Source organism: Aquimonas voraii (assembly GCF_900101825.1).
Lineage (GTDB): Bacteria > Pseudomonadota > Gammaproteobacteria > Xanthomonadales > Xanthomonadaceae > Aquimonas > Aquimonas voraii.
On the sequence record NZ_FNAG01000008.1, the window covers coordinates 96,834 to 115,640 of the forward strand.

General features: G+C 70.4%; 13 protein-coding genes. 10 read left to right on the plus strand and 3 right to left on the minus strand.

Annotation, left to right across the window (positions count from 1 at the left end):
* The first annotated feature begins 337 nt into the window (after positions 1-337).
* Positions 338-814: a YehS family protein gene (locus tag BLP83_RS13000; protein WP_091243543.1), complete on the plus strand. Its 477-nt coding sequence runs from the start codon at positions 338-340 to the stop codon at positions 812-814.
* 215 nt (positions 815-1,029) lie between these two features.
* Here BLP83_RS13000 and BLP83_RS13005 read toward each other — a convergent pair whose 3' ends face one another.
* The 3 genes from BLP83_RS13005 to mutS all read right to left on the minus strand — a co-directional run bounded on the left by BLP83_RS13005 (position 1,030) and on the right by mutS (position 5,344).
* Positions 1,030-1,416, minus strand: a complete 387-nt coding sequence (locus BLP83_RS13005; RefSeq protein ID WP_143006673.1) for a hypothetical protein — start codon at positions 1,414-1,416, stop codon at positions 1,030-1,032.
* A 235-nt stretch (positions 1,417-1,651) separates the two neighbouring features.
* Complete coding sequence (locus tag BLP83_RS13010; RefSeq protein WP_091243548.1) at positions 1,652-2,527, minus strand: ABC transporter substrate-binding protein; 876 nt, start codon at positions 2,525-2,527, stop codon at positions 1,652-1,654.
* Between the two features lie 228 nt (positions 2,528-2,755).
* Positions 2,756-5,344: a DNA mismatch repair protein MutS gene (gene mutS, locus BLP83_RS13015; RefSeq protein ID WP_091243550.1), complete on the minus strand. Its 2,589-nt coding sequence runs from the start codon at positions 5,342-5,344 to the stop codon at positions 2,756-2,758.
* Positions 5,345-5,665: 321 nt separating this feature from the next.
* Here mutS and BLP83_RS13020 point away from each other — a divergent pair, with 321 nt between their 5' ends.
* The 9 genes from BLP83_RS13020 (at position 5,666) to BLP83_RS13060 (ending at position 18,807) form a co-directional block, all read left to right on the plus strand.
* Entirely contained in the window at positions 5,666-6,505 is an 840-nt protein-coding gene (locus tag BLP83_RS13020) for a formylglycine-generating enzyme family protein (protein WP_176764193.1), read from the plus strand.
* A gap of 626 nt (positions 6,506-7,131) precedes the next feature.
* Positions 7,132-7,587 (plus strand): DUF2141 domain-containing protein, encoded by a 456-nt coding sequence (locus tag BLP83_RS18730; RefSeq protein ID WP_176764194.1) that lies wholly within the window; start codon positions 7,132-7,134, stop codon positions 7,585-7,587.
* 256 nt (positions 7,588-7,843) lie between these two features.
* Positions 7,844-8,095 (plus strand): thiazolylpeptide-type bacteriocin, encoded by a 252-nt coding sequence (locus tag BLP83_RS13030; RefSeq protein WP_143006674.1) that lies wholly within the window; start codon positions 7,844-7,846, stop codon positions 8,093-8,095.
* Positions 8,096-8,179: 84 nt separating this feature from the next.
* Positions 8,180-8,974: an ABC transporter ATP-binding protein gene (locus tag BLP83_RS13035; RefSeq protein WP_091243556.1), complete on the plus strand. Its 795-nt coding sequence runs from the start codon at positions 8,180-8,182 to the stop codon at positions 8,972-8,974.
* Positions 8,974-9,726: an ABC transporter permease gene (locus BLP83_RS13040; RefSeq protein WP_091243558.1), complete on the plus strand. Its 753-nt coding sequence runs from the start codon at positions 8,974-8,976 to the stop codon at positions 9,724-9,726. Before BLP83_RS13035 ends, BLP83_RS13040 begins: the two co-directional genes overlap by 1 nt.
* 15 nt (positions 9,727-9,741) lie before the next feature.
* The gene (locus tag BLP83_RS13045; RefSeq protein WP_091243560.1) at positions 9,742-13,596 is read left to right on the plus strand and encodes a lantibiotic dehydratase; all 3,855 of its coding nucleotides are present in this window, start codon (positions 9,742-9,744) and stop codon (positions 13,594-13,596) included.
* On the plus strand, positions 13,596-15,347 hold the full coding sequence (locus tag BLP83_RS13050) for a hypothetical protein (protein ID WP_091243562.1): 1,752 nt from the start codon (positions 13,596-13,598) through the stop codon (positions 15,345-15,347). Before BLP83_RS13045 ends, BLP83_RS13050 begins: the two co-directional genes overlap by 1 nt.
* A complete protein-coding gene (locus tag BLP83_RS13055; protein ID WP_091243564.1) occupies positions 15,344-17,320 on the plus strand; it encodes a TOMM precursor leader peptide-binding protein in 1,977 nt (658 codons plus the stop codon). Before BLP83_RS13050 ends, BLP83_RS13055 begins: the two co-directional genes overlap by 4 nt.
* Complete coding sequence (locus BLP83_RS13060) at positions 17,317-18,807, plus strand: hypothetical protein (RefSeq protein WP_091243567.1); 1,491 nt, start codon at positions 17,317-17,319, stop codon at positions 18,805-18,807. The genes BLP83_RS13055 and BLP83_RS13060 overlap by 4 nt, the downstream gene beginning before the upstream one ends.

Here is an 18,807-nt window from a genome sequence, read left to right on the forward strand (position 1 = left end):
AACACATTTTTGCATCGTGATTTGGATTGATCGCGGAATTTCAAGCTGTCAGATCGGACAGGTGGGCACGGTCGCGCTGCCGTCACGGCGCCCGATGGCGCTGGTACGAGGCGCAGACAGCTGCCGAATCCGCTGCGGCGGGCCCCGGAGCAAGAGGCGGTACGGAGGCCGTTTCGGTACGCGGCCTCGGCCCCGTGCAGCGCGCTCATGCGTCAGGAACCGCGGGCGCGGCGGGCTGGAGCCGCGGGCGTCTGCCCTTGCCGTGGCTACGGCAGTCTCCTGGTCGTCGCGCAAGCCGCGTAGCATCGCGCCCCCGAAGGCCCGAACCGAGTCCGCCGTGATCAACAACGACATCCTCCGCGCCGTGCGCTACATGCTGGATCTGAGCGATCCCAAGGTCGTCGAGATCATCCAGCTCGCCCGCGCCGACTTTCCGATCGACAAGGCCGAGGTGCAGGCGCTGACCAAGAAGGAGGGCGAGCTCGGCTTCCGTGAATGCGGCGACAGCACGCTGGCGCATTTCCTGGATGGCCTGATCGTGCACCTGCGCGGCCGCGATGACAGCAGGCCCCCGCGGCCGGTCGAGAAGCACATGAACAACAACGTGGTGCTGAAGAAGCTGCGCGTGGCCTTCGAGCTGAAGGACGTCGACATGCACGCGATCTTCGGCGCGGTCGGCATCGAACTCGGCAAGCCCGAGCTCAACGCCCTGTTCCGCGAGCGCAGCCACAAGAACTTCCGCGCCTGCGGCGACCAGCTGCTGCGCAACTTCCTGCGCGGCTTGACCCTGCGCCTGCGGCCGGGCGCCGACTGAGCGCATGTGAGAACCATCCGTCGACTGCGGCGGCTTCTGGCCGCCCGTGGCGGCAGCGCGCCACGCGAATTCCGCGGTCATTGGGTTCACCCAACTCCCTTGAGTTCGCGCACCGCGCTTTGCCACGAACGCCCAGAGACGCCCTCGCTACGGCGTCTGGGCTTTTCACACGCTCTGAGAACCCCGGGCCGAGGGCGTCTCATGGCGCCCGCGGCTCACTCCATCTTCAGCAGGCCGGGCGCGTCCGCGTCGAGGCTCTGGCTGAGCATGCGGCAGCCGGTCTGGTGGTCGTAGTTCTCGATCAGCGGATTCAACCGGAGCAGGCGCGGCAGGTAGGCCTCCTCCTCGCGCAGCGCCTCCTCGCTGCGCCCGGCCTTGGCCAGCAGTTGGTCGCGCAGTTCGACATCGACCTCGATCTGCGGGCAGTGCGATGCGACCACGTCCAGCGTCGCCACGATCTCGGCGGCGCGGGCGATGCGCGTCGCTTCATCGGCTGCGGGCGCCTGCGCGTTGGCGCACATTGAAGCGGCAAGCAGGGCACACAGGCTCAGGCCGCAGAGGAAGGCGGAGCCCGGTTCGAACAGCGACAAGGATTGCGTCATGAAGTCCACTCCCATCGTGAGACCGCGAATCGGCGGCGCTGGCGGAGTCTGACCGAGTGCCTGCCGCCCTGCTGCGACGGCGGTGGCGGCTTGTCGATGCCGCCCGGGCTTGAGGCCATGTCATCCACAGGTCCTGTGGAAAACCCTGTGCGCAGACCTGTGAGGTGCCTGCGCAGCGCCTTTGCCGACAGTGACTTGCTGGGGGCTGGCGAGATTTTCGCCAGCGCGGTCGGCCTCAGGCATACAGAGCCGCATACCCCGCGGCATCGACTGCCGACAGGCCGCGCGCCTCAAAGGCCGACCACATCCTCCGCCAGCGTTCGCTGTCGCGCACCAGCGGGGCGACCAGACGCGGGCAGGTGTCCTTCAGGATCGCGTCCATCAGCGGATCGGGCGCGCTGCCGCTGTAGGAGTACCAGCTGCGCGCCGCAAAAGCCGGGTCGTCGATGCAGGCCTGGGCGCCGCGGCTGATGATGCCGCGCAGGCGCTCCACCACGTCGCTGTGTTCGTGCAGGAAGCCGGCGTGAGTAAACAGCTCGAGCGCGCTGAAATTGGGAAAGTCGCCCATCGCCGCGGTCACGAACACATGGTCGAGCGCAGCGGCCCGCGCCTCGACGCCCTCGAAGTTGGCGAAGCACAGCCAGGCGCCGTCGAAGCCGGCCTGCATGTTCTCGAGGTGCATGAAGCCGGCGCTCTCGATGGCGATGTGCTCGACCTCAAGGTGCGTGCCCTGCTTGGCGGCCCAGCCCTTGAGGATTTCCCGCGCGATGGTGTCGGTGACGCCGCCGGCCACCGGCGAGGCCAGACGGATCGGCTCACCGGCCAGCAGTTTCCGCGCGCTCGAAGCGTGCAGCAGGATGCCGCCCTCGGTTTCGAAAAAGCAGCCCAGCGCGCGCAGGCCGGGGCGATGCGCATCGACCATGTGCAGGGGCTCGTTACAGGCGAAGGCGATTTCGCCCGCGGCGACCCCGGCCAGACCGTCGTAGTGGTCGTCCGGCGGCACCAGCTCGACCTCAAGCCCGGCCTCGCCGTACCAGCCTTCGGTGATGCCGACGATCAGCGGCAGGTGATCGGGATTCAAGAACCATTCGAGGGCGATCTGCAGCTTCATGCGGGGGTCCAAGGGTCAATGGGGCCGTAATGATCGCCGATGCGCGGATGCGCTGGATGCGTGAACGATTGGCGCCTGGGACAGATTTCGCCGCGAGGCAATCGGCATCGCGGCCGGGCTCTCGCCGGGCAACTGATGAAACACGGACGCTCTGGCCCTCGCGGGACCGCGGCTCACTCTGCACCGAGCGGCGTTGCCTGTGGGGGCAGGACGCCGGCACGCCGGCGGCTATCGGTCGCCGAGCAACTCGCGCAGCCGGTACAGCGCTGCGTGCGCTTCGCGCGGGCTCAGGCTGTCGGGATCGATCTCGCCCAGCGCCGACTTCAGCGCTTCCCCGGTCTCATCGATCATCGGCTCGACAGACGACAGCGGCGGCGCATCGAACAGCGAGAGCTGCGGCTGCGGCGTGGTGCTGCCGCCGCGTTCGAGTTCGGCGAGGAACCTGCGCGCCTGCGCCACCACCGGCTTGGGCAGGCCTGCGAGCGCCGCCACCTGCAGGCCGAAGCTGCGGTTGGCCGGGCCGTCCTTGACCGTGTGCATGAAGTACAGGCGCTCGCCGTGCTCGACCGCATCGAGGTGCACGTTGGCGATGCCGGGCACTTCGCTGGGCAGGCTGGTCAGCTCGAAGTAGTGGGTTGCGAACAGGGTGTAGGCGCGGTTGTTCTTCGCCAGCGCGATGGCGCAGGCGCGGGCGAGTGCGAGGCCATCGAAGGTCGAGGTGCCGCGGCCGATCTCGTCCATCAGCACCAGGCTGTGGGAGGTGGCGCTGTGCAGGATGCTGGCGGTCTCGGTCATCTCGACCATGAAGGTCGACTGGCCCTTGGCCAGATCGTCGCCGGCGCCGATGCGGGTGAGGATGCGGTCGATCGGGCCCAGCCGCGCGGTCTCCGCCGGCACGAAGCTGCCGATATGCGCCAGCAGCACGATCAGCGCGGCCTGGCGCATGTAGGTCGACTTGCCGCCCATGTTGGGGCCGGTGATGACCAGCATGCGGCGATCCGGATGCAGGGCCAGATCGTTCGGTTCGAAGGGGCCATCGAGCACCGATTCCACCACCGGATGGCGGCCGCGGGTGATGCCGATGCCGGGCTCGTCGACCAGCTCGGGGCGATTCCAGTCCAGCGCGCGGGCACGCTCGGCAAACCCGCAGAGCACGTCGATCTCGCAGACCGCTTCGGCGAAGCGCTTCAGCGGCGGCAGTGCGGTATTCAGCGCATCCAGCAGCTCTTCCCACAGCGCGCGCTCGCGCTGCAGGGCGCGCTCGCGTGCGCTCAAGACCTGGTCTTCAAAGGCCTTGAGTTCTTCGGTGATGTAGCGCTCGGCATTGCTCAGCGTTTGTCGGCGCGTGTAGTGCGTGGGCGCGCGCTCGGCCTGGGCCTTGCTGATCTCGATGTAGTAGCCGTGCACGCGGTTGTAGCCGACCTTGAGCGTCGGGATGCCGCTGGCCTCGCGCTCGCGGGCTTCCAGATCGAGCAGGAACTGGTCGGCGTTGGTGCTGAGCTGGCGCAGGCGATCCAGTTCAGCGTCGAAACCGTCGCAGAGCACGCCGCCGTCGCGCATCAGCACCGGCGGCTGCGGCAGGATCGCGCGCGCCAGCAGGTCGGTGACCGCGGCGTGCTCGCCCAACTCGGCGGCCAGCGCATTGAGCCGCGGCGCATCCAGCGGCGCCAGCAGTTCGCGCAGGGCAGGCGCCGCGCGCAGGGCATCGCGCAGGGTCGAGAGATCGCGCGGGCGTGCGGATCTCAGCGCGATGCGGGTGAGAATGCGCTCGACATCGCCGAAGCCGCGCAGGGCTTCGCGCAGCGGCTCGTGCGCGCCGGTGTCGATCAACAGGCCGACCGCGTCGTGGCGTGCGCGCAGAATGCCGTGGTCGCGCAACGGCCGATGCAGCCAGCGCCGCAGCAGGCGCCCGCCCATCGGCGTGCAGGTCGAATCGAGCACGCCCAGCAGGGTGTGCTGGGTGCGGCCTTCGGCGTGCTGGTCCAGCTCCAGATGACGACGCGTGGCCGCATTCATGGCGATGGTCTCGTCCGAGGATTCCGCCGACAGGCTCTGCAGATGCGGCAGGCTCTGCTTCTGGGTTTCCTCGACATAGCCGAGCAGGGCGCCGGCGGCGGCGATGGCCGCGGGCAGGCTCTGCACGCCGAAGCCTTCGAGATCCTGGGTGCCGAAGAAGCGGCACAGGGCGCGCTGGGCGGATTCGCCGTCGAACAGCCAGGGTGCGCGGCGGCGCGCGCCGGTCCGTGAATTCAGCGCTTCCGGCCAGCCGTCTTCGTCGGGGATCAGCAGTTCGGCCGGCTCCAGCCGCGCGATCTCGCTGAGCAGGGCGTCCTCGTCGGCGACCTCGCTGACCTTGAAGCGGCCACCGGCCAGATCGGCCCAGGCCAGTCCGATCGCTCTCCTGCCTCTTGCTACCGCCATCAGCAGGGTGTCGCGGCGCTCCTGCAGCAGGGCCTCGTCAGTCACTGTGCCGGGGGTGACGATGCGCACCACCTTGCGTTCGACCAGGCCTTTCGCCAACGCCGGGTCGCCGATCTGCTCGCAGATCGCCACCGACTCGCCCAAGGCCACCAGCCGCGCCAGATAGCCCTCGTAGGCGTGCACGGGTACGCCGGCCATCGAAATCGGCGCGCCGCCCGAGCTGCCGCGCTGGGTCAGGGTGATGTCGAGCAGGCGCGCGGCCTTGCGGGCGTCGTCGTAGAACAGCTCGTAGAAATCGCCCATGCGGAAGAACAGCAGCACATCGGGATGCTCTGCCTTGGCGGCGAAGAACTGGCGCATCAGCGGGGTGTGCTGCGTGGACTCTGCGCTGGACATTCCGGTCGAATCAGGGCCGCGGGGGAAGCGCGGCAGTCTAACAAGGCCCTGCCGCTGCGCCGATGCCCGACACTAGGCGCTGTCTCGCGCTTGCGCGGGGGCGGACGCTCCGAAGCTGTCCGCAGGCGAGGGCCTTTCAGCGAGGCCAGCACGGTGTCGGGGACGAGGCAGGACGAGCCTCGCAGGGAGATGGCGGACATGCGCGTGGTTCTGTCGGGCTTGATTCTGGTGTGTGGTGCCGCTTTCGGGGCTTGGGTCTGGATCGGACAACCGGAGCCGCTGGCTGGCGCGGAGTTCCGGGCGGGAGAGGCGGGTCCATTGATGCGTTTGCTGCCGGGAGGTCGAATCACGGTGGGCAGCCCGGAGGACGAGATCGGGCGGCAGCCCAGCGAGGCGCAGTCGACGGTCAAGATCGCGCCCTTCGCCCTGGCGGTGGATGAGCTCAGCGTGGCCGAATTCAGCGCCTTCGTCGAAGCCCGCGGCTACATCAGCGAAGCCGAGCGCTCGGACGCGCAGCGGGCCGGCTGCTTCGGCCCCGATGCCAATGGCCGCTTCGGCTGGCAGGCCAGCTTGAACTGGCGAGATCCCGGCTTTCCGCAAACGCCCATGCATCCGGTGGTCTGCATCAGCTGGAACGACGTGATGGCCTACCTCGACTGGCGCAATGCGCGCCAGCAGGCTGCGCTGCGGCTGCCGACCGAGGCCGAGCTCGAGTTCGCGATCCGGGCGGGATCGCGCAGCCCCTGGCCTTGGGGCGAGGATCCCGATGCCGGCTGCGCCAGCAGCAACTATGCCGACGCCGCCCTGCTCGGGGCGCAGCCCGGCTGGGCCTACCCGCTGGCCGTCTGCCATGACGGTCACGCCTACACCGCTCCGCTCGGCAGCTATCCCGCCAACGCGCTCGGCTTGCGTGACACCCTTGGCAACGTCTGGGAGTGGACCGCCTCGTGCTGGCGCGATGGTCCGGGTGACGCTGAACCCGCGCGACCCTGTGAGTCGCGGGTGATGCGCGGCGGTGCCTGGGCCTATGCCCCCGAGCGCAGTCGCTCTGCCAGCCGCGGCGGCCACGCGCCGGACTTCCGCAGCGTCTACGCCGGTGCCCGGCTCGCGCTCGACGGCCAGGCGGCCCAGGCCCTGATCGGATCTCGCGACAGGCCCTGAGGCGTATCACGCACTGCCTGTGATCAACGTCACGCTGGAGTGGGGAGAGCGCCAGCTCGTCTGTGGGCATGGCTGCAGACCTCATGCCGGCGCGCTGTTTCTTGTGGAGATCAGGTCATAAGCCCGTGAGTGTGATGTGAAGCACGCGCTCGTCGTTTTTGCAGGGTCTGTGTACCCAAAACGTCCCGCCTGTTCCCGGTTTTCGACCCCGGGTTTCGTTGCGACGCCGTCTCCACGGGGCTAGCGTCGCCTAGCGCTGTTTCGCACTGGGGAAGTGTGGGGGGGCGACACGCCGGCTGCGGAGGATCTGCGGAACGGCGCGTCAGATGCCGAAAGCCGGCCCATCAGGGAGGGTGGGTTCGCGCCTCTCGGCGCATGAGGGGGATCGCTGTTCTGCCGCACCGGGCCGTCCGCTGGGGTGGGCGAGTGCGCACGCGGTCCGCTTGGGGTCAATCGTTGGGGGCCGCGCGGTCACGGGGGACCGCCGGCGCGAAAGTCACGGGCACAGCCGGGACTTTCTGAGAGTTGCCCGGGGGGGAGAGCGTTTGTTCCAGTTTTGTTCTTTTTGGCCCGGTGCGCGGGACGCCTTCCCGCAGCCCGAAAAAGGCCAGCGTGGCGCGCATTGCATGCGTTCTGGTCCGGACCATGCCTGGGCTTGGCGCCGTGCGCTGTGGCTCGCGCCGCTCCTGCTGGCGGGCTGCGGCGAATCTGCGCCGCTGCCACCGGTGGAGCTGCAGGTCAGCGTCACCGGCATCCGCAATGACAGCGGCACCTTGCGCGCCATGCTGTGCGAACGCGGCGAAGCGTTTCCGGATCATTGCCGGCGTTTCGAGTGGCAGCCGGCCCGCGCCGGGACGGCGATCTTCCGCTACTCGATGCCACCCGGTGACTACGCCTTCGCCGTCTTCCACGACGAGGACGGTGATCAGCGGGTCAGCATGCGCGAGGACGGGCTGCCGGCCGAAGGCGTGGCCTTCAGCCGCGACGCCATGGGCGCCAACGGGCCGCCGAGCTTCAGCGAAGCGCGATTCTCGACCGCCGAGAGCACGCGCATCCGCGCGCTGATGCGCTACTGGGAATGAATCCATCGACACCGGGCCTCGCTGCCTGCATCGCGCGGACGCCAGCCGCTGCGCGACAGCCTCGTGGCTGCATGCGCCCGGCAATCCGCGGTCCGTCCGCGCGCCGCGACGCGTGGCGGAGCCCCGGTCCCGCGCAACTCGAATCTTTGCGGTTTCAGGGAAGGAGTCAGGCAGCTCAGGGAGGAGCCCGGCGCCACGCCACCCGGTGCCGGGGGGAGGGGAGTACGCGGTGGCATCCATCACTACGGAGAAACACATGGATAACAACAACGCGATCGGGTTCGACGACATCGACGTCGAGAGCATGAACATCGACGGCCTTGAGGTCGTCAGCCTGAAGGACGCGCTGGCGCTGCCGGAGACCGGCGCTTCCAGCGGCATCTCGTCCTGCAATTCCTGCTCGACCTGCGGCTCGACCTCGACCTGCGGCAGCTGCAACGGCGGCGACGGCGGCAGCGGCGGCAATGGCGGCAACGGCGGTAGCCCGCCGGTCACCATCCAGCCGTAAGCGGGTGTGAGCCCCGGAAGCGGCACCGGCACGGAGATCGCTCCAGGTGCCGCTTCCACCCAGAGTCTTTCGTGGAGTGAACGCATGGATACCCAGGCCGCGGACAGCGAGCCCGCACTCGAGCCCGAGCTCGAGGCGTCCCCCGTCATCGAGGTCGAAGGCCTCAACAAGACCTATGGCGAGATCCGCGCGTTGCGGGATGTCAGTTTCAGGATCTCGGGACATCGCAGCGTCGCCCTGATTGGCCCCAACGGCGCCGGCAAGTCGACCCTGATCGAGACCCTGATGGGGCTGCGGCGGCCCGATTCCGGATCGGTGCGGGTCCTGGGTGTCGACGTCTGTTCGCATCCGCGCGGTCATGTCGAGCGCCTCGGCGTGCAGCTGCAGGAGTCGCGGCTGTTCCCGCGCCTGACGCCGCGCGAGTACCTCCACTTCTTCGCGCGTCTGTACCAGCGCAGCCTGCCCTTCGAGGTGATCTGCAAGGAGCTCGATCTGCATCCGCTGCTGGATCGCCGGATCGGCCAGCTTTCGGGTGGGCAGCGCCAGCGCGTCGCGCTTGCGCTCGCCATCCTCAACGACCCCGCGCTGGTGATCCTGGATGAACCGACGGTGGGCCTTGATCCGATCACCCGCCGCGAATTCTGGGAGCTGATCCAGCGCCTGCGCGGTCGCGGCAAGACGATTCTGTTCTCGACCCATTACATGGAGGAGGCGCAGGCCCTCGCTGACGAGATTCTGATGATCTCGCAGGGGCGCGTGGTCGCTTTCGGCACAGCGCAGGAACTGATCAACGCGGCCCGCCGCCTCGGCGAGGCCAGCAACCTCGACGATGCCTACGCCCTGTTCGCCAAGCAGCATCAACAGAAGGAGTCCGTCTGATGCTCCGCGCCCATGCCGCCTATCTGCTGCTTGACCTCAAGGTCGCCTTCCGCGAGAAGCTCGCGGTCATGCTGATCGTGGCCCTGCCCGCGGCGATGTACCTGTTCTTCGGGATGATGTTCGGCGAGGCGCGCTACGGCGCGCATTCCGCGACCTATTACGACGAGTACACGCCGAGCTTCGCCGCGCTCGTGCTGCTCAACATCGCGCTCATGAACATCGGGCCCACGCTGGTCATCTACAAGGAGCTGGGCTTGTTCCGGCGCCTGCTGGTGACCCCGCTCGACATGTCGGCGATCGGCATCGCCACGGTGGTGCGCGCCACCCTCATCTACCTGATCGGCTACGTGTCGATGATCCTGGTCGGCTGGCTGCTGTTCGGGCGCCTGCCCTCGGGCTCGATCCTGCAGGGCATCCTCGCGCTCGTGGTCTGCTGCTTCGGCATGTTCTCGATGGGCTACCTGCTGGGGGCGATCTTCCGCAGCACCGCCACCGCCTTCAGCGCCGCGATCTTCATCTTCCAGCCGATGCTGCTGCTCTCCGGCGCCAGCATCCCGCTCGACCAGCTGCCGGTCTGGGTTGGCTATGTGTCCCAGCTGATTCCGATGACCCACGTGGTCGAGCTGCAGCGCCTGGCCTGGCGCAACGAGCTGTTCACCGCGCAGGCGCTGGGCGGCACGGTTTTCCTCGTGGTCTTCGGCATCGCCTGCGCCTTCGCCGCGCGGGTGATGCTGCGCCGCACCTCGATCTGAGCGGAGCTACGCCGAATGGAAGCGATCCGCACTTCGACACCCGCCCCGCCGCGGCTTGGTCAGGATCTCCTGCACCCGCTCTACGTCATGCGCGTGGCCGGCTCGCCGGTGGCGCTGCTGGACGGTGTGCGCGGTGCCGGCACGGCCGAGGACTGCGCGCGCGCGATCGATCTCAGGCTGCGCCTGCAGGCCGCGGCCGAGTCGATCTGCCGCCATCTGGAGCCGGCCGTGCCGAGACTGCAGGATCGCGCGCTCTCCCGCGCGGTGCTGGCGGCCAAGCGCGGCATGTTCCGCCTCAAGCCCTGCGCACCGACTTTGCTGGCGAGCCTGTCCGAGGTGCTCGATGCCGGTGCGCTCGACGCCCTGCAGCGCTTCAACGCCGAGCTGCTGGAGCTGCATCGGCTGGAGTCCGGGCTCGTCGCCAGCTACGAGCGCGAGCTGCGCGAGAGCGCGGGCGCGTTGCCGGCAGCCTGGCGCGATGGCGCACTGCGTAACGCGCTGGCCTATGTCAATCCCGAACTGCATGCCAAGCTCGAGCGCCAGTTCGGGCACGGCGCCGCGCCCGAGTTGAGCGCCAAGGAACTGCGCAAGCTTGAGGACACCCTGCTGCAGTACGTGGCGCGCAGCGCTTCCAAGACCAGCCCGCTGACCCAGTTCACGCCTGTGGAGCTGCGCGCTTGGGATAGCGCCGGTACGACGCATCCCGAGCTTGAGTACTGGCAGCGGGTGGCCGCGACGCGCCTGCATTTCAAGCCTGCCCTGCTGCAGCACCTGCTGGCGCCGGTGCTCGGCGATTTCGGTCGACTGCATGCCGTGCTGCCGCTGCGGCTCAATGGCTCGTTCGAGCTGCGTGGCGAGCGCGCCCGCTTTCGCACGACGGCGCCCGGCAATGTTGGCAACGGCCGCACCTATGGCACCGGCGAGGCCGCCGCCGAGCTCGCCTACAACGGCGTGCTGCGCTGCCTGCGCCAGGTCTACGCCGACCACGGCGACCGGCCGCTGCTAGCTGCCGAGCTCGCCGCCGGGATGTGTGCGCTGGCGCCGAAGCTCGACGCCGGTTCGGTGATCGGCTTCCTGCAGAAGGTCCACGGGCTGGGCCTGCTGCAGTTCGATCTCGGCGGTGGCGAGCAGTGCGATGCGCTGGACTGGGCGCTGTCGCTGGCCCAGCGCCTTGCGCCGGCGCTCGGCACGCCCCTGGTCGCGGCCCTGCAGGGCCTGCGCGACTGCCTGCAGCGTTTCGTCGATGACGATCCCGCCGCGCGCGCCGCCGTTGTGATCGAGGTGCGCGAGCGGGTCGAGGCCCTGCGTGAGCTCACCGGGGCCGAGCGCCTGCCCGCGTTGTTCAAGCCGCAGTTCTTCGAGAACGCCTATCTGCCCGAGTCGGTCCGGCCGCTCGCACCTGCCGCCCTGGCCGAAGACGCCGGCAGCCTGGATCTGCTGCTCGCGCTGTCGCCGCTGGTCGACTACAACCAGGTCGTGCGCTGCCAGCTGGCGGATTTCTTCGTGGCGCGGTTCGGCGTCGACGGCATCTGCGAGGACGTCCCGGCCCTGCTGGAAGCCTTCGATGCGGTGTTCCGTCCTGGCGGCATGGCTGCGCCCGATGCCACCGGCGCGGCGGCGGTGGAGTCGGCCATCAGCCGCGACTACACCAGCGCGCGCGATGCCTTCGACAGCCTCATGGAACGCGCGCTCGGCCAGTCCGGCGAGGTCGTGCTCGAGCCCGAGCAGCTGCGCGCCGTGGTCGACCTGCTGCCGCCTGCGCTGCGCCGGCGCGGCTGTTCGCACAGTCTGCTGTTGCAGCCCCTGCCGCGGCGGGCCGATGCGCCGCGTTGGGTGGTCAACCAGGTGTTCTCCGGGCGCGGCAGCCTGCAGTCGCGCTTCCTCGAAGCCGCCACGCCGGAGCAGCTGGCGGACGTGGTCGACTACCTCCGCGCTGGTTCGCGATTCGCTCGCTTCGCCGAGGTGCCGGGCGTGTTCGGCTTCGCCGCCAATCGCCACCCGCCGACCACCGAGCACGAGCTGGGCCTGCCGCCGTTCCCGGCCAGCCATCCCGAGGCCGCGGTGCTGCCGCTGGCCGGCCTGCGCCTGCGCTACGAGGCGGATTCGCACAGCCTGTATTTCCTGGACGCCGCGGACCGGCGCTGGGACGTCTGGTACCAGGGCTTCCTGATCCCAGCCCTGCTGCCACGCCTGCAGCGCGTGCTGGCGATGGCGTTCAGCGAGGGCCTGAACCAGCACACCATGGGCACGATGATGCGCCGCGGCCTGATCCGGCCACAGTCGGTGGTGCGCTTTCCGCGCCTGCGGCTCGGCTCGCTGGTGCTGGCTCGGCAGATGTGGCTGCTGCCACCCGCGCACCTGCCGGACCCCGAGCTCGGCCCCGCCGAATTCTTCCTTGCGGTGCAGCGCTGGCGCCACGAACAGCAGCTGCCCGCCGAGATCTACCTGCGGCTGTCGCCGGTGGCGACGCCGGACGGCGAGGGCGTCGATCTCGCCGCCATCGACTGGAGCAACTTCGACTTCAAGGACCTGAAGCCGGTCTATGTCGATCTCGGTAGCCCGCGTCTGGTGCGGCTGATGCAGCGCGTGCTGAAGCGCAACCGCTTTCCGGCGACGGTCACCGAGGCCCTGCCGCGGCCGCAGGATGCCTGCGTGCGCGTGGCGGGCGCGCCGCACGCCGCCGAACTGCACTTCGAACTGACCCGGCCGGCTGGCGCGCAGATCGCGGATGCTCGGCGCTGGCAGGTGCTGCGCGTGGCCTGGTTCGAGGACGACCGGCGCGCGCTCGTGGCCGGGCCCATGCGCCAGCTCTCCGAGCAGCTGCGGGCCAAGGGCTTAGACCGGCAGATGCTGCAGGTCCATTGGAAGTACGGGCCGCATGTCGATCTGCTGGTCGAATGCAGCGCCAGTCAGCTGCATGGCGAGGTGCTGCCGCTCGCGCGTTCGATTCTGCTGCCTTGGCTGCAGGCGCATCCGAGCGCCACCGTGCTGGATCGCGCGGCCTACCTGCAGCTCTCGCGCAAGGCCGGGATGAGCGAGCTCGAGCCCGGCCCCTACCTGCCGCTGCTGGTCAACAACACGCTCGGCCTCGCCGTCTACCAGCCGAGTCGAGCGTTGCGCCTGCCGGCCTTCGTGCGCGCCCGCGAGAACTTCCTTTCGGCGACCCTGCCGCTCACCTTCGAGCTGCTGGAAGCGCGCAATCGCGATGCCGACGCCTGCCTGCTGGCGCTGGCCGCGATGATGGGCCTGCTTGGCGAGACCTATGGCGCCGGCGGCCTCGCCTTGGGCTATGTGTCCTTCCGTTCGCACGCCGAGTATTTCTTCGCCGCGCACGATGCCAAGGGCGCGCTGCGTCAGCGCTTCGATGCGCTCGACGCACGTCTGGGCGCACAGATCGATGCCTGTCTGCGCGCGGTGCTGGCCGCCGACTGGCAGGCGCTGCCGCTGGACCCGGCCGTGCGCGCGCTGATGCCGCGCTGGGCCGCGGCCTGTGCCGAGAGCGGCCGCGAGCTGCAGGCAATCGTCGATGCCAACCACGAAGCGCTGCTGGGCGATGCCACCTTCGATCGCCTGGTCGAGGAGATCGCCCCGAACGCCGATCCGGAGTACGCCGAGCGCATGCGCAGCCGCGAGATGTCGGCGATGGGGCGGCGCTTCTACGAGGAGGCCGAGGGCCGGCGCGTGCAGGAGTCGCCCGAGTTCATGGCCTATCGGGCCAACGTCAACCTGTTCTATCTGCTGCTGCCGATGCTCGGCCTCTCGCCGATGCAGAAGTTCTGCCTCTGCCATCTCGTCGCGCTCTCGGTCGAGCGCGTGCTGGGCGTGTCCTGGCGCCGGATCATGGGCCTGCCCGAACTGGAGGTCGGCTGATGGACAGCGCACCCCGGATCCAGGCGACGCCGGCCCGCCGGCTGCGGCTGAAGAACTACGTGTACTTCCAGCAGGCCGACGACGGCGTCTGGTTCGAGGCCGGCGCTCGGCGCTTCACGCTGCGCGGCGGCGGCGTGTATCCGCTGGTCGAGCGCTGCCTGGCCCTGATGGAGCAGGGCCTGAGCCTGGAGCAGATCGAAGAGCGCATGCCCGAGCGCCTGCGCGGCGTGCTGCGCCAGCTGGTGGCCGGCCTCGACGAGCACGACATGCTGCTCGACCTCGACGAGGCGCCGCCGCCGCCGATGCCGGCCGAGCTTCTGCACTATCTGCGTGACCAGTGCGCGCCGCAGCAGTGGGCGGAGCGGCTGCCAGCCTGGCTGCAGCTGGAGGTCGCCGTGCACGGCGAGGGCTATGCGCTGAAGGCCGCATGCGCTGCCCTGCTGGCCAGCGGTGTGGCCCGCGTCCATGTCTGGCGGTCGGTCGAGGCGCGCACCCGCGTCACCACGGGCGAGCTTGAGCTGCTGGACGGTGCCGAGCGCCTGCAGTTCCATGCGCAGGGTGCCCAGCTTCCCGAGGGTGCTGGACTGGCGTTGATCGCCAGCGATGACCTGGATCCCGCGCAGGCGCGGCAATGGCTGGCGGCGGCGATGGGCCGCTCGATGCCCTGCGTGTTCGCCGGCCTGCTGCGCGGCGAGGCCTGCGTGGTGGCCGAGGCCGAGCATGCCGAGGCCGGTCTCGCGGCCCTGCTGGAACAGCTGCCGCAGGCCCCTGCCGACAGCGCCGAACACAGCCCGGCCAGCCTTGCGGTGGCCGGCGCACTGGCCGCCCAGGCGGCCCTGCAGCGCGGCTTTTCGATCGAGTCGGAGGCGGTCCAGCCCGGTCAGCTGCAGCGGGTGAGCCCGTGGATGGAGATCAGCGTCCACCCGATCCTCAGTCGCGCCTCCTTCGCGCCGGCGGCGGCGCTGCGCTATCCCGCGCGGCTGGGCCTGCCCGCGGATCGTCCGCTGGGCGAGTACGAGCGCCTCAGGGTCGAGCTCGACCCGCTGTTCGATGAGTTGACCGGGCGCTTCCTCCAGCGCGGCCTGCCCGAGCTCATGCTGCTGCCCCTGCACCACGAGCTGATCGGCGTGCGCGCAAGCGCCGAGGCCGCGCCGCAGTGGGCCTTGGGCTGGGGGCTGGACGCCGAGGTCGCCGGGGTCGATGCCCTGTGCGAGGCCGTGCGCCTGCTCTGCGAGCAGGATCTCCCAGGCAGCACCGTGGCCGTGGCCCGCGAGCGCGCGCGTTGCGAGGCCCGCGCCGTGGCCCAGGCGCTGGGCCGGCACGCTCTGTTCCAGCGCTGCGCACGCGCGCGCCGGATCGAGCTTGTCGCGCTGCAGCACGCCGGGCTGAATGTTCTGCGGCAGCTGCTGGCGTTCCACGCCGGCGATGACATCGACCTGCTTGCCTACGCGCTGGAAGGCTGGCCCTGCCATCTGCTCGAATGCCGCTTCCAAGGCCGTGCGATCGCGCGGGTGCTCGAAGCCAGCTTCGAGGACGCACTCGCCGCGGTGGTCGGCGCTGCCTGCAGTGCCCTGCAGCTGCAGGCCCAGCTACCCGAGGCGCACTGGCTGCAGGGCCTCAGGGCGCCCGCGGGCGACAGTGACGACGTTCCGCCGCCGCCTCCGCTGAGGCTGCGCGCGCTGCGCCTGCCGGTCTGGGTGGAGGGTCTTCATGCGATCTGCGCGGAAGCCCGCGAGGTCGCCACCGCATGAGCCTGCGTCTGGCCAGCGACAGCGCCAGCCTGGATCTCGCCGGACAGGTGGGCGAGCTGCTGTGCGAGCGGACGGGCGTGGTCGATCTGGACGACGCGGCCTTGGCGGGCAGCGCCGGTTCCTGGCTGCTGCTGTTCGACCTCGCTGCCAGCGAGCGGGCCCTGCAGGCGCAGCTGCGCCTGCTCGATGCCGGCGCCCGCGTGCTGATGCTCGGCCTGGAGCCCGGCGCGCTGTGGCTGGGCGCGCGGATCACGGCGGGCACGCGCGGCTGCCTCGGCTGCCTGCGCCTGCGCGTGGCCAACAACCTGCGCCAGCAGCCGCACTGGAGCGCGGGCCTGAATGGCCAGCGTCGGCGCGCCAGCGCGCAGCGCCCGTTGTCGCCGCCGCAGCGGCTGTGGCTGCGGGCCCTGCTGTCGGCCGCGCTGGACGAGGGTTCAGTCGCCCACCGCGCCCATGAGGGCTTCGCCCAGAGCGTGCTCCGCCTCGACCTCGATGCCGGCAGCAGTCGCCTGCATCGTTTCGTCGCCCACTCGGACTGCCCCTACTGCGCGCCGCTGCCCGCCGATGCGCCTGCCTTGGCCGACTGGATCCGCGAGCGCCGCCTGCGCCCCGACGCCAGCCGTGACCGCCTCGACAATCCGCGCCTTGATGTGCAGCGCGCCCGCCGGCACTTCGTCGATCGCCGCACGGGCCTGATCCGCCATCTCTACCGCGACCTCGGTTCGGCGCTGATGCCGATGGCGGTGTCCGAGCTGCCGATTCCCGGCTCCGAGACCATCGAACGCGGCTACGGCCGCGCCGAATCGCGCGAGCGCTCCGAGCTGGTCGCCCTCCTCGAAGCCCTGGAGCGCCATGCCGGCCACGCGCCGCGCGGGCGCCGCGTGGTCGAGCGTGGCAGCCTGAACTTACTGCGCGAGCGCCACGGCGCGCAGGTGATTGATCCGCGCGAGTTCGTGCTGCATGCGCCCGAGCAGCAGGCCGAGCCGGGCTATCGGCTGACGTCCTACAGCGACGACCTCGAGTTCGACTGGTGCTGGGGGCATTCGGTGCGCCAGGGCCGGCCGGTGCTGGTGCCGCTGCAGCTGGTGCACTACTGGCTGGACGCCCAGCCGGGCCGGCCGGTCAACCGTTTCGTGTTCGACACCTCGAACGGCTGCGCGCTGGGCGGCAGCCCGGCCGAGGCCGCGCTCTACGGGCTGTCCGAGGTGATCGAGCGCGACGCCTACTTCTGCACCTGGTACGGGCGCTGGGCGCCGCCGCGGATCGATGCCGACAGCATCGACGACGTTCGCGTTCAGGCCCTGCTCGCGCGCAGCCGCGCCGAAGGCTACGAAGTGCAGCTGTTCGACCTGCGCGCCGGCATCGAATGGCCGACGGTGATGGCGATGATCGTCGATCCCGCCAACCAAGCGCCGGTGAAGTCCTACTGCGCCTCGGCCGCACACCGGCGCTGGGGCCAGGCGGCCTTCGCCGCGCTGGTGGAGGTGACCACCTCGATGGGCGTGTACCGGCGCAGCCTGCCGGCGCTGCGCGAGCGCGCGCGCCTGCTGCATGCGGACGAGGCGCAGGTGCAGGAGATGCCCGATCACGTGCTGCTCTACAGCCTGCCCGAGAGCTTCGCGCGCCTCGACTTCCTGCAGGGCGGCCCGCGCCGCAGCCTGGCCGAGTGCAGGGCGCAGCTGTGCGACAGCGTCGAGCGCGATCCCGCCGTCGAGTTCGAGGCCCTGTGCCAGCGCGTGCTCGCCTTCGCCAGCGATGTGATCGTGGTCGACCAGGGCTTCGAGGCACTGCGCGAGGGCCTGGGTCTGCACTGCGTGAAGGTGCTGGCGCCGGGCCTCCTGCCGGTCAGCTTCGGTCATCAGTACCGGCGCATCCGCCGCGGACGCATCGATGCCGCCGCGGGCGCTCTGGGCATCGACGCCGCCGCGCTGGCGGCGCGCGGCCTGAACCCGTATCCGCACAACTTCCCATGAACGCATTCCTGACAGCCGAACAGCGTGCGGCTGCCGGGGCCTGGGCTCTGGGCAGCTATCGTCGTCTGGACGCGCTGCGGGTGCCGGCCTTCCAGGACCCGCGCGCGCTGCCCGGCCTGAAGCCGGCGGCGGTGGTGCAGCCGGCGCGGCTGAGCCTGCTGCCGACCGCACTGCCGCGCGGGCTGCTGCCGCTGCGCGAACATCTGCGAGGCGCCCACGTGCCCGGCGAGGACTTGCCGCGGCTGCGGCTGTCGCGGCTGCTGCGCTGGGTCGCCGCGCCGCTGCGCTACGAGCCGCTGAACCCCTATGCGGTGCATCGCGGCGTGCCCTCGGGACGCTGCCTCTATCCGCTGCGCTACCTGCTGCTGGGGGGGGGCGAGGCCCGCGTCTGGGGCTACCGCAGCGAGCACCACGCGCTGGAATCGCTGGGCGAGTGCGAGCCGCTCAGGAAGCAGCTGGGCGAGGACGAGCTGCTCCTGCTCGGCATCGCCGAGCTCTGGAGCCTTGCCGACAAGTACGGCGAGTTCAGCCCGTTTCCGTGCGCGCTGGAAGCCGGCATGGCGCAGGCGCAGGTCTGCCAGGTCGGCGAGGCCCTGGGCCTGGCCCCGCAGCCTCTGGAGGCACCCATCGAGGCGCGCGCGCTGTGCGCGCCCCTCGAAATCCCGCTGGCAGCGGTGCGGTTGCGGCTCGCGGGCTTCGCCCCGCAGGACTGGCCGCAGCTCGAATGCCGCAGGGCAGGGCGGGCGCCGACTGCCGAATTGACGCGGCGCTTCCCGCGGCTGGAGGAGCTCGCGCAGGCGTTCAGCGCCGGGCTTGAGCCGCTCGCCGCGGCAGCGGCGCCGGTGTCGCCCACCACTTCGCCACCCGCGTTCGAGGGCGATGCCGGCATCGACGGGCTGGCGATCGACCTCGCCGAGGTCCTGCGCCGGCGCGGCTCGGGCAACGACCGCGGCGGCTTCGCGCCGCAGCCGCGCCTGCTGGCGGCCGACTTCTCGCCGCGCCTGCTGGCGCTGGCGCGCGCGCTCACTGCGCGGCGCATGCCCGTGCCCGAGCAGCCGCGGCTGGGTCAGTACTGGCTGTGGCTGCATGCCAGCGGGCAGGCGCCGGGCCTGTACGACCTCGACTCGCAGCCGGTGGCCACTGCGCCCGCCGGCAGCGATGCGATCGCCGCCCTGCGCGCGGCGCTGCCGCGGCCGGACTTCCGCTACAACCTGCCGGGCTTCGTCGGCGCCCTGCTGATCTGTGCCGAGTCCTGGCCCGCGCTGTATGCCGCCGGCCCTTCGGCGCTGCGCCGCCGGCACCTCGCGGCCGGCGCGCTGGCGCAGGACTTCAGCCTGGCTGCCGCCGCCCTCGGCCTGTTCGCGCGGCCGCTGCGCATGCTCCACGAGCACCGCCTGGAAGCGCGGCTCGGCCTGCCCGGTCCGCTGGTCTACACCCTGCTCTGCGGTTTCAACCGCAGCGCCAACCCAGCCCTGGAGCTGCTGTGA